13 protein-coding genes, 1 other RNA gene and 1 pseudogene are annotated in these 16,322 nt (G+C 35.9%); 14 read left to right on the plus strand and 1 reads right to left on the minus strand.

Annotated elements, in window-relative coordinates; translation table 11 throughout:
* Positions 1-314: 314 nt before the first annotated feature.
* From smpB to CHB72_RS24485, 7 genes are all read left to right on the plus strand, one after another.
* Positions 315-782: an SsrA-binding protein SmpB gene (gene smpB / locus CHB72_RS24455; protein ID WP_089285487.1), complete on the plus strand. Its 468-nt coding sequence runs from the start codon at positions 315-317 to the stop codon at positions 780-782.
* Positions 783-804: 22 nt separating this feature from the next.
* Positions 805-1,134, plus strand: a transfer-messenger RNA (tmRNA) gene (gene ssrA, locus CHB72_RS24460).
* 1,051 nt (positions 1,135-2,185) lie between these two features.
* Positions 2,186-3,679, plus strand: coding sequence for a spore germination protein (locus tag CHB72_RS24465; protein ID WP_089285488.1), 1,494 nt, complete (start codon positions 2,186-2,188; stop codon positions 3,677-3,679).
* A gap of 1 nt (position 3,680) precedes the next feature.
* On the plus strand, positions 3,681-4,766 hold the full coding sequence (locus CHB72_RS24470; protein WP_176431598.1) for a GerAB/ArcD/ProY family transporter: 1,086 nt from the start codon (positions 3,681-3,683) through the stop codon (positions 4,764-4,766).
* Positions 4,763-5,860, plus strand: coding sequence for a Ger(x)C family spore germination protein (locus tag CHB72_RS24475; RefSeq protein ID WP_089285490.1), 1,098 nt, complete (start codon positions 4,763-4,765; stop codon positions 5,858-5,860). Before CHB72_RS24470 ends, CHB72_RS24475 begins: the two co-directional genes overlap by 4 nt.
* Positions 5,861-6,437: 577 nt before the next feature.
* Positions 6,438-7,661 carry an IS256 family transposase gene (locus tag CHB72_RS24480; protein WP_089285491.1) on the plus strand — a complete coding sequence of 408 codons (1,224 nt, stop codon included), beginning with the start codon at positions 6,438-6,440 and terminating at the stop codon, positions 7,659-7,661.
* Positions 7,662-8,224: 563 nt separating this feature from the next.
* Positions 8,225-9,067 carry an ABC transporter ATP-binding protein gene (locus tag CHB72_RS24485; protein ID WP_242975264.1) on the plus strand — a complete coding sequence of 281 codons (843 nt, stop codon included), beginning with the start codon at positions 8,225-8,227 and terminating at the stop codon, positions 9,065-9,067.
* Between the two features lie 97 nt (positions 9,068-9,164).
* Here CHB72_RS24485 and CHB72_RS26910 read toward each other — a convergent pair whose 3' ends face one another.
* Positions 9,165-9,314, minus strand: a complete 150-nt coding sequence (locus CHB72_RS26910; RefSeq protein WP_176431599.1) for a hypothetical protein — start codon at positions 9,312-9,314, stop codon at positions 9,165-9,167.
* A 234-nt stretch (positions 9,315-9,548) separates the two neighbouring features.
* Between CHB72_RS26910 and CHB72_RS24490 the strand changes: the two genes are divergently transcribed.
* The 7 genes and pseudogenes from CHB72_RS24490 to CHB72_RS24510 all read left to right on the plus strand — a co-directional run bounded on the left by CHB72_RS24490 (position 9,549) and on the right by CHB72_RS24510 (position 15,913).
* Positions 9,549-10,145, plus strand: coding sequence for a TetR/AcrR family transcriptional regulator (locus CHB72_RS24490; protein ID WP_089285492.1), 597 nt, complete (start codon positions 9,549-9,551; stop codon positions 10,143-10,145).
* 175 nt (positions 10,146-10,320) lie between these two features.
* Positions 10,321-11,517 (plus strand): efflux RND transporter periplasmic adaptor subunit, encoded by a 1,197-nt coding sequence (locus tag CHB72_RS24495; RefSeq protein WP_089285493.1) that lies wholly within the window; start codon positions 10,321-10,323, stop codon positions 11,515-11,517.
* Between the two features lie 13 nt (positions 11,518-11,530).
* Positions 11,531-14,608 (plus strand): efflux RND transporter permease subunit, encoded by a 3,078-nt coding sequence (locus CHB72_RS24500; protein WP_176431600.1) that lies wholly within the window; start codon positions 11,531-11,533, stop codon positions 14,606-14,608.
* A gap of 426 nt (positions 14,609-15,034) precedes the next feature.
* Positions 15,035-15,181, plus strand: a complete 147-nt coding sequence (locus CHB72_RS27600) for a hypothetical protein (RefSeq protein ID WP_242975265.1) — start codon at positions 15,035-15,037, stop codon at positions 15,179-15,181.
* A gap of 26 nt (positions 15,182-15,207) precedes the next feature.
* Positions 15,208-15,300: pseudogene (locus tag CHB72_RS28155) on the plus strand (hypothetical protein); the annotation flags it as partial.
* Complete coding sequence (locus CHB72_RS27610) at positions 15,301-15,525, plus strand: zinc ribbon domain-containing protein (protein ID WP_242975266.1); 225 nt, start codon at positions 15,301-15,303, stop codon at positions 15,523-15,525.
* Positions 15,461-15,913, plus strand: coding sequence for a hypothetical protein (locus CHB72_RS24510; protein WP_207652644.1), 453 nt, complete (start codon positions 15,461-15,463; stop codon positions 15,911-15,913). The genes CHB72_RS27610 and CHB72_RS24510 overlap by 65 nt, the downstream gene beginning before the upstream one ends.
* Positions 15,914-16,322: the final 409 nt, after the last annotated feature.

A 16,322-nucleotide genomic window follows, 5' to 3' on the forward strand; every position in this document is an offset into this window, starting at 1 on the left:
TATAGATGGAAAAACCATGAGGGGAACGGCGAATAAAAGAGCAGGCAAAAGAGCAGTTCATATTGTAAGTGCATGGTGTAGTAGTAATAAGCTTGGATACATTTCATGACAAACCAAGGCCTACCACAATACAAATGCTGCAATGGCATTTTTAAAAAATTCTCTTTTGAGGATTTTGGAATAAAATGTATTCATGCTTTTGCCGTGATTCAAGTGTTCTCATGTATTGATTTTATAGTTTGATTATGATATAATAAGAATTCAGCAATTGAGTATTAATCTTTTATGAATAAAACATTCAAAGGGTGAAAGTAATGGGCAATGAAGGACGAAAAATTTTAGCCACCAATAAAAAAGCAAGACACGATTATTTTATAGAAGAAACCTATGAAGCTGGAATAGAACTAAAGGGTACAGAAGTAAAATCTATTCGTCAAGGTAAAATCAACATCCGTGATGGTTATGCCAGGGTAGAAAACAGCGAGGTTTTCCTGAACAATGTCCATATAAGCCCCTATGAACAGGGAAACATTTTTAACGTGGATCCCCTTAGAGTAAGAAAGCTTTTACTTCATAAAAGAGAAATCCGTAAGCTGATAGGATATGTGCAACAAAAGGGCTATACGCTAGTTGCCTTAAGTGTATATTTAAGTAATGGAAGAGTAAAAATAGAACTAGGTGTAGCTAGAGGTAAAGCAGAATATGACAAACGTCAAACTATTGCCAAGAAGGATGCCGATCGAAGAATTCAAAAAGAATTAAGAGATAGGCAAAAACAATAAACCATAAATAATATGGGGGCGTACTGGTTTCGACGGGGGTTTGGAGTCTTTGGTAGCGAGCCGTGTTTTGCTTGGTAACACGTCAAAAACTGGGCATTAAAGATAAACGCAAACGATAATTACGTTTTAGCAGCTTAATAAAACTGCTCGTTTCTACTAGGTAACCCACAGCCTAGCTAGAAACGTCATCTTAGTGGGGAACGTCTTAAGGGATGCCTTGACCTTAAGTTGTACAATTAGGGCTGGTCAAATCTATAGTATGTTGCTGGACGATGGAGGAGACGAGAAATAAAACAGTAACTACGCTCGTAGAAGCTGAAGGTAAAGGGCCTTCGGACAGGGGTTCGATTCAAAAGAGTCGCCTTGTGGTGCGAATCACAAGTGAAAATCTGGCTTAATCGGTGAAACCGTAACGTAAAGACGACGGCAATACCGAGGAGTATGTGGAGTAATCCAACAGCTCTGTATCGACTCATAGGCATCCTAATAGGATGTACTAGGATAGAAGTTTTGATTGGGGACATTCCCCAACAGAAGAGGAATACTCCAAATAGGGGTGTGTCCCCTTACATTATAGCTTCTATAACACGCCAGAGGACTTCAAGTGAAGTTCAAGATATAGTCAGCGCCATTGGAAACAATGGAACAAGGTGTCCCCTCGCCTCCACCAATTAAAAGAGAACCCTACTGTGAAAGCAGTAGGGTTTTTAAATTATATATGGCAAACTTATGTTTTAATTTAGGAGTAGAGTACTTGAGTTATAATTCACTGATATATACATAAATATTCAATTTTTTAATAGGCTGTATTAAAGATAAAAGTTCATATTTTTGTAAAAATTAACGATGGGGATATTGCTAATATATGAGGCCCATATATCCACTTCTTTATTAATAAGCATATATGGTTTTTAAAGATTATGTAGCTCTGATATGATAATGAAGCAACTAAAAAAGTAGGTACAATGAATTATTTTATACTATATAGGCCCTCCTCCGAAGGAGATTATTTTTTTAGAGAGCAAGTGCTATTCTAAACCTGAGTTTATTTAAACCATCAAGTCCAGCCATGTGGTGTGTATTGTGTTGATGTCGAGTGTAACTTCTAAATAAAGATTGAAAACAATAATATATAGATGTAGAATAGGTACCTTGTTCCATATCTATAGATAGAAGCTAGGCAAAATATTAGTTTAATTGAATAATGTCTTTTGTCCAGTATCCTTAGAGGACTAAATAGGATATTCGGATATAGATTATGATTAATATATCTAAATCAATATATGATGAGCCATAGGAATTCCTTTGGCTTTAATACTTTTTTGACTAGATTCTTATTGATGTTGCTATTTATGAATAAAATCTCACCATAAGAAAAAAATAGTATAGGGTGGTGAGTGTCTATGTATAAAAGGAATAGAAATAAAACTCAGCCAAAAGCAGGATATAAGGAAAATCAATTATCAACCTCATTGAAGGAAAACCTCATAAGGCTAGAGGAAGCCTTCAGTGATTGTCCTGATTTAATCAAAAGAAAGATTTTTTTAAATAAAGACAGGCAAGGATGCTTCTTGTATTTAAATGGAATTGTTGATATGGATCTAGTTCAAAGAGATTTTATTAATCCTATACTTTCCCTAAAAGATGATGATTTAGTTGATAAGGATATTATAGAAAGAATTGTAGCTGCTGACATAGATTGTCACCATGATCTTTCTTCAGTTATAAAAGATATTTTATCAGGATTTACTATACTTATCATAGACGGTAATCCCTTTGCTATATCATGTAAGCTATATAAATATGAACATAGAAGTATTGTAGAGCCAGAAATAGAAAAGAATGTACGGGGTCCCCATGAGGGCTTTATAGAAATAAATGATTCAAATATAGCTATACTAAGAAGGAAGATTAAGAATACAAAACTTAAATTTAAGGTTGCAAAAGTTGGAACAGTTATGAATCAAACAGTGACTATAGCATATATTGAAGATATTGCTAATATGGACCTCTTAAATAAGCTATATGCTAAAATAGAGGCCATAAACTATGATGGAATGATGGCAATAGGCTATATTGAACAATTTATAACAGATTTTAAGCTTTCACCATTCCCACAATACCTAGCTACAGAAAGGCCAGATAAGGCAGTGGCGGCCTTGTTGGAGGGAAGATTTGTAATAATGCAGGAGGGAACACCCGTTGTATTAATAGCACCTATAAGCTTTTTTTCTTTTTTTCAGGCCTTAGATGATTACAGTACCAATTGGATGTTTGGTACTTTTATTAGGGCAATAAGACTATTAGGAGCCCTGATAGCGATTTTTTTACCGGCAATTTACATAGCTATTACATCCTTCCATTATTTTATGGTTCCGTTAGACTTATTGGTACCATTGGCGGAGTCTAGGATTAAGGTTCCTTTCCCACCAATTATAGAAGCCCTTATTCTTGAAATAACTATAGAGATGCTTAGGGAAGCGTCCATAAGACTACCAAGCTATATTGGAATTTCCATAGGCGTTGTTGGAGGTTTAGTTATTGGTCAGGCAGCTGTTGCAGCTGGTATTGTAAGCGATTTATTTATTATAATAGTTGCTGTTACTGCAATGGCCTCTTTCATCATACCAACCTATGACATGGGACTTGCTGTAAGGTTTATAAGGTTCATCTTTATGCTGTTATCAGCAGTCTTTGGGATAGTAGGGATAGTAGTGGCTTCTGCAGTGCTAATTGCCCATTTAGTAGTATTAGAATCTTTAGGACAACCATATTTTCAACCAGTGATACCTCTAAAAATTAGGGAATTAAAGGATACAATGATCAGGGCTCCAATAAAATTCCTTAGAAGAAGACCTGATCAAGGAATCCCCAATAATGATAAAAGAGGAAGGTGAAATGTTGGATAATAAACATAAAATTAAATCCAGTCAACTATTTGTCTTTATCATAGCAGCACAGATTGGCATTGGTATTCTTACTCTTCCTTCAATTATTGTGGAAATAGCAGGACATGACGCATGGATATCGGTTATACTGGCGGGAATAATAACTTCTTTGGCACTTGTAATTATTATGCTTCTTTTGAATAGATACAAAGACAAATCCATACTTGAAATTAATAAGCTTCTGTACGGCAGATATTTAGGTAGCATTATAAACCTATTCATAATAACTTATACCTTTATTGCTGCCACCCTAGGTACTCGCATTTTCACCGATGTAATAAAGGTTAGCGCCCTAAAGCTGACTTCCCCTGTAGTACTAACTTTTTTTATACTGATACCTGCTATTTATCTTGCATGGTATGGTCTTAAGGCTATATGTAGATTTGCAAATACATTACTTGTGATTTTCTCCTTGGTAGTTATTTTTTTCTTAATAACCCACAATGATTTTCGCCTAACTTTTCTTATGCCAGTAGCAGATGCAGGTATAGGCCCAATTACTATGGCTATCATTCCTTCATTTTTTGGATTTTTGGGAATTGAGTTAGTGACAATTATTTATCCCAATATTACTGACAAAGAAAATGCAATGAAGTATGCTTTAGCAGCAAATTTATTCTCTATGACTTTCTTTGTTATTGTTACTGGCTATTCTACAGGATTTTTTGGGGAGGAAATGTTAAAATATATGGAATTTCCCCTTTTTAACATTGCTAGATCCTATAAAGCTCCTGTTTTTGAAAGGATAGATCTGTTTTTTGTTGCACTTTGGCTTCCAGCCATGGGTAGCTCCATACTAAAATTTTTTTTCTCATCCTATTATAGCATCAATATATTATTTAATATTCAGAAGAGAGGAGTACTTCTATCGATGGTTTATATTTCTGTAGTCGTGCTAAGCAGAGTACCAAAGGACGTAGTTCAGACAAACCAATTTCTTGAGGTGTTAAATTTTATTGGTATTGGATTTATAAGCTTTCTATGTATATGCTATTTACTTTCTTTTGTTAACAAAAGGGGAGTTGGTATAAAATGAAAAAAATATGGATTTTTATATTGGTGCCTATAATTCTAACGGGATGTTGGGATCAAAGGATTTATGAAAAGGTTGGTTTTATTCTTAATATGGGAATAGAAAAAACAGATGATGACATGATGCTGATATCCTTTACCAATCCCGTAGTTGGTATTCAACAGCAGGGGGAGGTAGAGATGATTACAACTATAGCCAATTCCCTTAGGGAGGCTAGAGAAGACGGCAGGCTTGTTTCCCCAAAAAATCTAGAAGGTGGAAAAATACAACATATATTAGTATCATACGATATGGCAGAAGGAGGGATTTTTAACCTGCTGGAGCTCTTTCAAAGAGATCCTATTAATCCAGCATTGGCACTAATTGTTGTTGTTGATGGTAGCCCCAAGGAGCTTATTGAAAAATCATTAACCTTTGGAGATAAGCCCCGCAGTGCATATTATATAAGTCAGCTCCTAGAGAATAATATAAGGAATGGGTATATTCCAGATACAAGAATATATAACTTCGATATTGCATATTTTGCTCCTGGCCTAGATCCCATAACACCAATGATAAAATTAGAGCCAAATGGAATAAAAATTACAGGGACAGCTCTATTTTCTGAGGATAAAAAGGTTGGTAGAATTGATACGAAAATGACCTCCTTATTATTGGCAGCAATGGGGAGATTAGGAAGCGCCACCTATTTAACTAGTAATTACTTTGACGAAGATCAAGGAATGAAATTTCAGACTGCTGTATTATTAAGGCATGTAAAAAGAAAGTTTGATATTGAGGTAAGGGAGGGTAAACTAGCAGTTAATATGAAGTTAAGCTTTGATGTAACCTTGGATGAATATAAATGGGATAGAACAGATGAGGCGATAAATCAGAAGACTCTTGAGGAGACCATAGCTAAAGCAATGAAAGCAGATTATGTACAACTATTTAATCATATGCAAGATATAGGCAGCGATCCAGTAGGTATTGGAGATATGGTAAGGGCAAAACATAATGACTATTGGAGAAGTATAGAATGGAAGGAAGCATATAAGCATGCTGAGATTAATATAGATGTTAAGGTTGATATAAAACAACATGGTGTCATCAAATAAAAAACATCTCTAGGATTTTTTTCTTAGATCTATTATGTCTGACATACTCAAATCCCAAAATCTTTCTAAGCCATCAAGATGAGACGAGATTATCTAATTTATTATTCATAAGTTGTACAATAAGGGCTGGTCAAATCCGTACTATGTTGCTGGAGAGGAGGTCGGAGACGAGAATCAAAACAGTAACTATGCTTGTAGAAGCTGAAGGTAAAGAGGCCGACCGACAGGAAGGGTTCGACTCCCCTCGCCTCCATCAATTTAGTAAGAAAAGAACTGAAAACTTAAGATAATTGATTTTAAAAGTAAAATACTGTTCTTATGGTGGTAATGAGAACAGCATTTTTGTTGTGTTTTTAAAAATAGGAGAAGATGTGAGGATAGGTTCTTACAACATCCAAAGAAGACACTCTAAGCTGTCTAGTAGAAACGTATTTGATTGGTTTCCATAAAAAAGGATTACTTATGATTCATAAATAATATGTGCCGGTAGTGTAAAATAATCTGTGCTTAAGTGAAAATAAAAGCTCCTTTCTGGCAAGAATGAACAAACAATTCCAATTCAGAAAGGAGTATTTTTATGAGCGTATTACCAAGAGAAGTATTAAGAGAAATGATAGTAGGAGGTAATTTAAAGACAGCAGATGATTTACATTCTTTCCTGAAGGATCTTTTTAAAGATGCTCTACAGGAAATGCTAGAAGCAGAGCTTGATGTAGAGTTAGGCTATGCTAAAGGAGACAGAAAGAATAAGGAAACCGATAATCGAAGAAATGGTTATGGGGAAAAGACAGTTAAAACAAAGTATGGAGAAATGGAACTAGAAGTACCAAGGGATAGAAATGGTGATTTTGAGCCAGTAGTAATACCAAAGAACAAAAGAGATATTTCAGGTATTGAAAATAAGGTAATATCCCTTTATGCTAGGGGTATGTCCACTAGGGATATTCACGACCAAATCAAAGATATCTATGGAATAGAGATATCTGCAGAAATGGTAAGTAAAATTACTGATAGAATGCTACCTCAAATAAAGGAATGGCAAAATAGAGCCATAGAACCCATCTACCCCTTCATATTTTTAGATGCTATCCATTATAAGGTTAGAGAAGATGGGCAGATTAAAAGCAAAGCTGCCTATGTGGTATTAGGCATAAACCTAGAGGGATTTAAAGAAATACTAGGGATTTGGATAGGAGAAAATGAGTCCTCAAAATTTTGGTTAGGGATACTTAACAAATTGAAAAACCGAGGATTACAGGATGTTTTAATCTTCAGTGTTGATGGGTTAACAGGTTTAAAGGAAGCCATCCAGGCGGTGTTTCCTCAAGCTCAAATTCAAAGATGTATTATTCACCAGCTTAGAAACTCCTTTAAATATGTTTCCTACAAGGATCTTAGAGAGTTTGCCAGTAATTTCAGAGCTGTGTATACCGCAGTAAATGAAGAAACTGCCTACCAAGAGCTAAATGATCTGGAAGAAAAATGGAGCAAGAAATATCCCTTTGCCATCAAAAGCTGGCATGCCAATTGGGATGTATTATCTCCCTTCTTTAAGTTTCCTGTCGAGGTGAGAAGAATCATGTACACCACCAATATCATCGAAGGTCTTCATAGACAATTTAGAAAGGTAACAAAAACAAAGTCCATTTTCCCTTCCGACCAATCGCTAGAGAAAATGCTGTATCTAGCAAGCCAGAATACTACAAGAAAATGGACTCAGCGTTACCGTAGTTGGGATATTGTCCTTAACCAACTAATGATCTTCTTTGAAGGTAGAATAGAACCTCACCTTACACTCTAAAAAGATGTTTTTGTCAGTAAAAGTTAAAATGGAAGCTTGGTAGCACGTCAAAAACTGGGCACTAAATATAAACGCAAATGATAATTACGTTTTAGCAGCTTAGTAAAACTGCTGGTTTCTATTAGGCAACCCACAGCCCAGCTAGAAACGTCATCTTAGTGAGGAACGCCTTAAGGGATGCCGTTATAATTTAAGTACAATTAGAGCTGGTCAAATCCGCACTATGTTGCTGGAGGAGGTCGGAGATGAGAATCAAAACAGGAACTACGCTCGTGTTCGTTATGCACACTCTGCCAGAGTGGGTGCATTTGAAATCTTGAAGAACTGTTTGATACTAAGGAAACGTGTTACGAGTATAGGTATTGTGTAATAATGCATAGCTCCTTGTGATATCCCCCCACTGCCAGCCAGTTTGCTCCGGAAGGCAGTGGGACTTTTTCTGCTTTGCAAATTCTTTGTGAATGGAGCTTCTTGACTGGATATTATTCGCTATACCGTATATAATAAATGAAAGATCGTTCTTTAGGGAGGGAAAATTATCTCATGATCTTGAGCTGATTAAAATGTGGGTTGGAGTTGACGCTTACCTCGGAATCATAATTTTTGCCATTATCACCACGACGGTCATCACACTTTCCATCAACAATACGGCAAGTGGAATTATTGACGATTACAAAACACGTTTTGGCAGCGAAGTAACCATCTCGCCTGATATGCAAGAGGTAATGAAATCAGGCACATCACTTATCCCAAGGATTACTGCGGAGCAACGCAAGGCATTCGCGCAGTCGGAGTATATTAAAGAGTATAAGCTCACGGCTAATGCGGGTGTTTTCGGCGAAAATATAAAAGCCGTCGATGGGGGTATAGGCGGGGGTAGCGGAACAACGGGAATGACAGGCGGCGGTAAATCCGAGTTTATTGATCCAACGATGCAACTGCTTGGAAACCAGTTTGATGATTTTCAAACAGGAATGCGGGGGATTACCGACAATCTCATTACCAATGCTACTGCGGTGGAGAACATCGTTCTCTCTATGAATATCAGCGGTGTCAATGATAAGAACAAGAAATCACATGCATACGCTCTCTTAGAAAAAGTGGGTATTGACTGGGAAAAAGCAGACAGAAAGGTTTTGAAGCTGTCTGGCGGCGAACAGCAGCGCGTTGGTATAGCCAGAGCGTTGTCGCACAATCCCGATATTATCATAGCAGACGAACCTACGGGTAATCTTGATACAGAGACGGAGAATGCCATTCTGGACATTCTTATAAAACTGGCACAGGAGGAGGACAAGTGTGTGATTATTGTAACACATTCAAAAAAAGTGTCCTCAGCGGCTGATGAGGTTTGGGGCATTCAAAAAGGGATGATCCAACTCGTGCACGGCGGGAATAAGCAGTGAAACCCAGACGATAGTTAGATTATCTTATTATAACATTGTGAAAAGTAATGGTGATACCATTGCCATAACGATGGTAAAAACGAAAAGAAGCGGAGGATCAACCTTCCTCCACTTCTCTCGCTTGTGAAATTCTGTTAGCTGTGACTCCAACGATGATAAGCTCTTTATCATCAAGCCCATCCAATATGCTGTTCAACTGCCTGCGTCGTGTACTTTTGGATGGCTCAGTGTTCGGATAGAAAAACATGTCAAACAAAACCTCCCGGTGATGACATCTCCCGCCTTGAGGGGCGATGTTTCATAGGGACAGGGGGAGCAGGAGCACACAAAAATAGATGGCATAAGTTCTAGTCCATGATCCATGGTCCATGGTCTTGCAAAAAGAGAATACTTGAAGTATCTTGACAAATAATCAAATAAGTAGTAATATATAGAAAAGATACCGAGTAGACGGTATGTTTAAGAAAGAAGGATTTGATTTATGAAGAATACCAGAGAACGTATTGTAAGTATTTCCTTTATTCTTTTTATGCAGAAGAGTTATAAGGAGGTTACTATAAAAGAAATTGTGCAAAAAGCGGGAGTATCACAAGGTGCTTTTTTCCATTATTTTAAAAATAAAGAAGAGCTTTTTCAGGAAATAATTGATGATTTCCTTTCTTCTATTATTGGAGCTTTCAATAGTATGAGTAAAGATTCCCTTTATCAATTTTATCATGATTACGCAGACTATTTTATTAGAAGCTTTTCTATAGAGAACGATGGGGAGAAGGAGAGTATCCTTAGTTTGAATTTTTTTGCTTTTTGTTTTGAAGCCTTAAAGCGCTTTCCAAGTTTCAGAGGAAAGCTATTGAAAGCCCATCAGATTGAATTGAATACATGGGAAGACATGATTCGCTTAGCGAAAGTCAATGGGGAGATTAAGTCACCCATGAAGGATAAGGAGATTGCCAACATCTTTATACATATCTCAGATGGTGTAGGACTGAGAAGTATTTTTATGGAAAGCAGCAATGAAGATGCAAGGGATATCCTATTAACGTTATGGGATAGTCTTTATGAGGATTTAAAGAGATAAATCTGATTTTAAGATAAAATTAAATCACAGATGAGAAAAGTACCTAAGGCAATTATTTAAGTTTAGAGCTAAAGAGAAATCATTTAAATGGAAGCGGGTACTTTTTCACTCATCATTTTTTTAAAATAGAAACATACCGATTACTCGGTATCTATTTGATCAAAGGAGGCAAAGTATGAAAAAAATTGTTGTATTGATACTTATGATGATATTGCTGTTAACAGGCTGCCAGTCTCAAAAACAGCAGGAATTGGAAGTACCAGGGAAAAATGTAAAAGTAATGCAGGCTGAGACAAAAAAATATCCACTGACCTTAGAATATATTGGAATCGTAGATTCTCAAGATTTAAGAACATCTGCATTTAAAACAGTGGGAAAAATTGAAGAGATCTATGTAAAATCAGGGCAACGGGTAAAAAAGGGAGATAGACTGATGAGAATCAGTGAAGATGACTTGAAAACGAAAGTAGATATAGGCAAAGCACAGTATGAAATGGCAAAGACTCAATACGATATGGCTGTAAATGGACCTGTTCAAGAGGATATCAATAAAGCAAAGATTGAAGTGGAGATAGCTGAGAGAAATTACATAGATGCGAAGGACAACTATGAAAAGTATGAAAAACTGATGGAAGCAGGGGCTATATCGCTTCAGCAGCTGCAGAATAATAAATTAGAACTTGACTTAGAAGAAAAAAAGTTGAATAGTGTTAGAGAAGCTTATAACAAAGTATCAAGGGGAACCAGAGAGGAAGAACTTGAAGTATCAAAGAAACAAATGGACATCGCTTTTGCCTCTTATCAACAAAGTCAAGATTTACTTGAAAATAGCGGGCTTAGAAGTGAAATAGAGGGGGTTGTTTCAGAGATATTAGTAAAAGAAGGGGATCATATAACTCAAGGCATGCCTGTCATTGCCATAAAGAGCGATGAGAGTACCATAAAGGTTGGTGTTAATAATGAAGATGTAAGTAAAATAGTTTTAGGAATGGGTGTTATGGTAAAGCACCAAGGCAATGAAATTAAAGGCAAGGTGGAAACCATTGCTTCCATTCCTAGTCATCAAAGCAGCTTATATGAAGTAAAAATAAACCTTGAACCCAACTCAATTCCTATAGGAACCCTGCTGGATGTATTTTTTATACTTGGAGAAGAGGAAGGCCTCTTTGTTCCTATGAATAGTCTTCTAAATGAAGGATTTGATTATGTTTATCTTGTACAAGAGGATAAGGTAGTAATGAGGGAAGTTGTTTTAGGGGAAGTTTTTGGAAATGAAATAGAGGTAAAAAAAGGGATAAATCCGGGAGACAAAGTAGTTGTAGAAGGTATGAGAAGTGTAAAAAGTAATGACAGAGTGGAGATAAAGGAGTAAAGGGGGGATAGACTTGTTTGATAAAATAATTCAATTACCGATAAAAAATAAAACCGTGACCATATTCTTCATCATTATGATTATCCTGTTTGGACTATACAGCTATCATATTATCCCTAAACAAGAATACCCCGAGTTTACTACTCCAGGAGCAATAATCACTGTAGTCTATCCCGGAGCTTCTGCTGAGGAAGTTGAAGCCTTGGTAACAAAAAAGTTGGAGGAAGAGCTTACGGAGTTAAGAAACTATGACTATAGCAGTTCTTCTTCTCTAAATAGCGCAGCCGCTATACTTCTTCTTCTGGATAAGGATATTTCTCAAAGCGAAATTGATCAAACCTGGAATGAGCTTTATAGGATGATTGAAAATGTGAAAGAAGAGCTTCCGTCAGGGATAACAAAAATAGATATCGAAACCGATCTTTTAGAAACTACGGGGATATTGATTGGGTTATCAGGAGAAAACTATAGCTACGAGCAGCTGGTAGCCTATGGAGAAAAATTGAAAAGTAATCTTATAAGACTTGGCGGAATAAAGCGGTTTGAAATTGTTGGAGAGCAAGAGAAAGAAGTGAAAATAGAAGTAGATTTAAGAAAACTGAGTTTGTATAATATATCGTTGAGCCAAATATCAGGTATTCTTGTTGCTCAGAACATTCAAATGCCTTCAGGAAACATACAAGACGAAAGGATGAAGTTTTATTTAAATCAAGATGGGTTATTTAAATCCCTAGAAGAAATCAAAAATATCATTATAGATATAAGAGAAGACAAAATGATTGTAAGATTAAAAGATGTGGCCCAGATATATATGGGAGAAAAGGACGCTAATTACAAAATAAGAAACAATGGAGATAATGGAATTATATTGGTTGGGTATTTTAAAGGAGATTTAAACGTAGTAACAGCAGGAAAGGAAGTAAGGGAGGCTTTAGAGGATTTTAAAAGGGAGCTTCCTGAAGATATTAGTATAGGGGAGATCGTTTATCAGCCGGAAGAGGTAGGAAAATCGGTAAGTGAATTTATAAAAAATCTTATAGGTGGAATAATTATTGTTATCCTGGTGGTCATGATGGGAATGGGGTTCAGAAACGCCACAACCGTATCCTTTGCCATACCCTTATCTATGTTTATAACATTTATTACAATGGGGCTGATGGGTATTAAGATTCACATGATAACTATAGCAGGTTTAATTATGGCACTGGGGATGCTGGTGGACAATGCTATCGTAGTAAGTGATGGGATTCAGAACAAAATAGATGAGGATGTAGAACGTTTAACCGCTTGTGTTGAAGGGACAAAGGAAGTAGCCATGCCGGTGCTATCCTCTACCTTAACTACAATTGCAGCTTTCTCACCATTATTGTTTCTACCTGTGACAACAGGAGCATTTTTGGGAGGCATCCCTCAAATGATCATCATATCCCTGATTGCCTCTTATGGCATTGCCATTTTCATAACACCGCTTTTAGCTTATTTATTCTTTAGAAAGAGTAAAGAGAAGTATGGGAGGGGAAGGCTAAAAAATACCTTTGAAAGGCTGCTGGTTTTAGGGATGAGATACAAGATAATAACTCTGGTACTCTCCTTTGTTATTTTAATCCTATCCCTATCATTAACCGGCACTTTGCCTCTAGTGCCTTTGCCTAAATCAGAAAAAGATATGATTTATATTGATATACAAACTGAATTTATAAGTAACATAGATAAAACGGATAGTTTGGTGAAAGAAGTAGAAGCCGTGCTAAGGGAACAAGCGGAAGTGACAGCCTATTCATCCTCCATAGGGGGAGGACTTCCTAAATTTGACTTATCCGTTATGCCCCAGGCCAATGCTCCTAACTTAGGCCAGATTGTAATAAGGGTAGATTTAAAAAAGGGAGAGCAATTTAAAACGAATGAAGAATTGGTGCGACACCTTCAACAGATCTATGATGAAAGCATCGTAGGGGCAAAAATCATTGTAAAAGAGTTGGAAGTGGAAGGAGTACTGGGTGCTCCTATCCAAATAAGAATTAAAGGAAACGAAATGGAAAACTTAATCAATGCAAAGGAAAAAATCAAAGAAGCCCTTGCAAATATAGAGGGGAGCACCAATGTTCGAGATGATCTGCCTTTATTAGACTATCAATTTAACATGAAAATAGATGACAATAGGGCTTTAGCCTATGGTCTCACAAAATATGATATACAAAATGAAGTAAATATAGCTTTGATGGGGAGAGGGGCCTCAATTTTTAGACAAGGGGATGAAGAATACGACATCTTGGTGAAAGGGAACATATCAAAGTTAGAGGATTTAGAAAACATGAAAATAAAATCCTCTGCTGCAGGGATCCAAGTGTTGCTAAAGGATGTGGCAGATATTACCTTCCAGCCAGTTATAGGTCAGATCAATCGTTATGAGGGAGAGCGAGCTATTGCAGTACAAGGAGATGCATTACAGGGATATACCGCAATTGCAGTACAAACAATTTTGGAGGAAAAGATAAAGGAAATGGATTTACCTGATGTCACCATTGTTCCAGAGGGAGAGAAGGCAGACATGGAAAGTGACGTAGGGAATATAGGGATAGCAGCTCTAGTAGCAATATTTATGCTGTTCATTATTCTTATGATACAGTTTAATTCAGTTATTCAGCCAGGTATTATTCTAGTTGCAGTACCATTATCCCTAATAGGTTCTGTAATAGCTTTAGTAGTATTTAGACAGCAGTTATCTTTGTTTAGTATATTGGGAGCTGTTAGCTTAATGGGGGTAGTTATAAACAATGCTATCATTTTGATAGACTATATTAACTCCCAAAGAAAGAAAGGTATAATTATTGAAGAGGCATGTAGGAAAGCTGTAAGTGCTAGATTCAGACCGGTAGTGCTAAGTACTACCACCACGGTGTTTGGGCTGTTCCCATTAGCATTCTTCGGTAACGACTTATTTAGACCTATGGCAGTAGCTTTTATGGGAGGCCTTATGGTGGCTACATTATTGACGTTAGTGATCGTACCCGTTCTATATAGCTTAATTGAAGGGAAAATAGAAGTTTTCAGGGAAAAATATATGAATAAGAAAATAGAATCAAATATATAGATATATGAGCATCTGTATAAACCTTAAATTTTTTTAGAGAAAAAGTAATAACCTTATTTCCTATGTATTATAAAGGGACAGTGACAAACTGTCCTTTTCATAGTAAATCTATTGTCATTATGCATATATCCTAAAGCCCAGTTTTTCTTTATACACCGCTAGTACATCTAAATATTTTTTCTTATGTATTGCTTCAAGTAATACTTTTTTCCATTATTGACTCTAGCTATTACATGATATGAAGCTTCTGGATAATGGATTCTTGGTTTTTCCACCATTTTCATCATATGGTTAATTGTACCGTTAAAAGAAATATTTCAAGGCTGACCCCATTTTTCTAAAAGAAAATTAAAGAAGAACGGAGTAAAACTCAGCAGTATCACTGAAAATTTAGACGATAGCCCAGAATCTATCATGCTGGAGGGAATGGCAGAATATTATTCTAAAAACCTAGCACATGAAGTTATGAAAGGCATGAAAGAAACGGCCCATAAGTGTAGACATATAGGAGGCATTCCGCCATTAGGTTATAATGTTGATAAAGAGAAGAGAATAGTATCTATAGTATTTTAGAAAATGAAAAATACTCAGGGGTATACATTTTTAATAAATGCTCTAAAAAAGATGCCTTTGGAAAAAGGAACAGTCATCTCTATAAAGATGAAAGCGAAATCATAAAAATTGAGGGGGGAATGCCAGTCATCGTCTCAAAAGAAATCTTTCATAAGGCTAGAGAAATGATGAAAGCCAGGAAAAGAGCACCAGGAGCTAATAAGGCAAAGGAGTTTTATTTACTAACAGGTTTGATTTATTGTGGGTATTGTGGTACAGGAATGCAGGGTAATAGGAGAAATGCTAAAGATAAGCCTAAATATGTTTCGTATCGATGCGGCTGTAGATTACAAAAAAGAACCTGATAAAGCAAAGTTCTTAATAGTGGGAGTTCCTTCTGGATTTAATAGTCGTGACTTGTTGAAAACTGTTGCTAATAGACTTACAGAAGTACCAGAAGTAAAAGGATTAAACAGTGGACAAGTTATGGAATTTGTTATAAAGGGATTTAGAGAAGAATTAAGGATAAATCTAACAAATGATGAGATTACAAAGATATCAAATCATATTTATTGGATTACTAACGGTGTACCACAGAGGGTACAAGAATATAGTGAAATATTAGCATATAAGATTAAGGACAACAAATGGATATATAACGAAGCAATAATTATTGATTCAAATAATACATGGGTGTTGGATAGTCTACACAAGAATTATACATTAATTGCAGAAATGATGAATTCCATATAAACTGAAGTTGGAAGACGAAATCAAGTGTTATACTGTTTAGGGAAAATTAACAAAGTATCATTTAAAACTACTGAGATTGAACAATTAGTGAGAGCAGAATTTAAAAAATCAACTGCGGGAAAAGTTTTAAGTATAGGTTTAATATTAAGTGATATTGCAAGTTGGAAAAATAGTTTCATTAAGAAGAACGGAAATGAATTTATCATTAACAGATATGCAATATATTCTTTGTATTAGAATGATACTTTATAAGGCGCCTAATGAGAAGTATTAAAAATTGACATAAGTGAATTAAATTAAATAATGTACTTATGTACCTAAGTTTTGTACAAATAACTAAGCTGTATTTAGAAAATCATGGAAGCTTAGTTGAACATGCTTAGGTTGTAATGCTTCAACAAATAGTTTT

This window comes from Anaerovirgula multivorans, from assembly GCF_900188145.1.
GTDB lineage: Bacteria > Bacillota > Clostridia > Peptostreptococcales > Natronincolaceae > Anaerovirgula > Anaerovirgula multivorans.

Excerpts from the sequence above, each read along its gene's own strand:
- CHB72_RS24495 (WP_089285493.1), top strand. The coding sequence starts at position 10,321 with ATGAAAAAAATTGTTGTATTGATACTTATGATGATATTGCTGTTAACA.
- CHB72_RS24465 (WP_089285488.1), top strand. The coding sequence starts at position 2,186 with ATGTATAAAAGGAATAGAAATAAAACTCAGCCAAAAGCAGGATATAAG.
- CHB72_RS26910 (WP_176431599.1), bottom strand. The coding sequence starts at position 9,314 with ATGTTTTTCTATCCGAACACTGAGCCATCCAAAAGTACACGACGCAGG.
- smpB (WP_089285487.1), top strand. The coding sequence starts at position 315 with ATGGGCAATGAAGGACGAAAAATTTTAGCCACCAATAAAAAAGCAAGA.
- CHB72_RS24475 (WP_089285490.1), top strand. The coding sequence starts at position 4,763 with ATGAAAAAAATATGGATTTTTATATTGGTGCCTATAATTCTAACGGGA.
- CHB72_RS24490 (WP_089285492.1), top strand. The coding sequence starts at position 9,549 with ATGAAGAATACCAGAGAACGTATTGTAAGTATTTCCTTTATTCTTTTT.
- CHB72_RS24510 (WP_207652644.1), top strand. The coding sequence starts at position 15,461 with ATGCTAAAGATAAGCCTAAATATGTTTCGTATCGATGCGGCTGTAGAT.
- CHB72_RS27600 (WP_242975265.1), top strand. The coding sequence starts at position 15,035 with ATGGCAGAATATTATTCTAAAAACCTAGCACATGAAGTTATGAAAGGC.
- CHB72_RS24480 (WP_089285491.1), top strand. The coding sequence starts at position 6,438 with ATGAGCGTATTACCAAGAGAAGTATTAAGAGAAATGATAGTAGGAGGT.
- CHB72_RS24485 (WP_242975264.1), top strand. The coding sequence starts at position 8,225 with ATGTGGGTTGGAGTTGACGCTTACCTCGGAATCATAATTTTTGCCATT.
- CHB72_RS27610 (WP_242975266.1), top strand. The coding sequence starts at position 15,301 with ATGCCAGTCATCGTCTCAAAAGAAATCTTTCATAAGGCTAGAGAAATG.
- CHB72_RS24470 (WP_176431598.1), top strand. The coding sequence starts at position 3,681 with ATGTTGGATAATAAACATAAAATTAAATCCAGTCAACTATTTGTCTTT.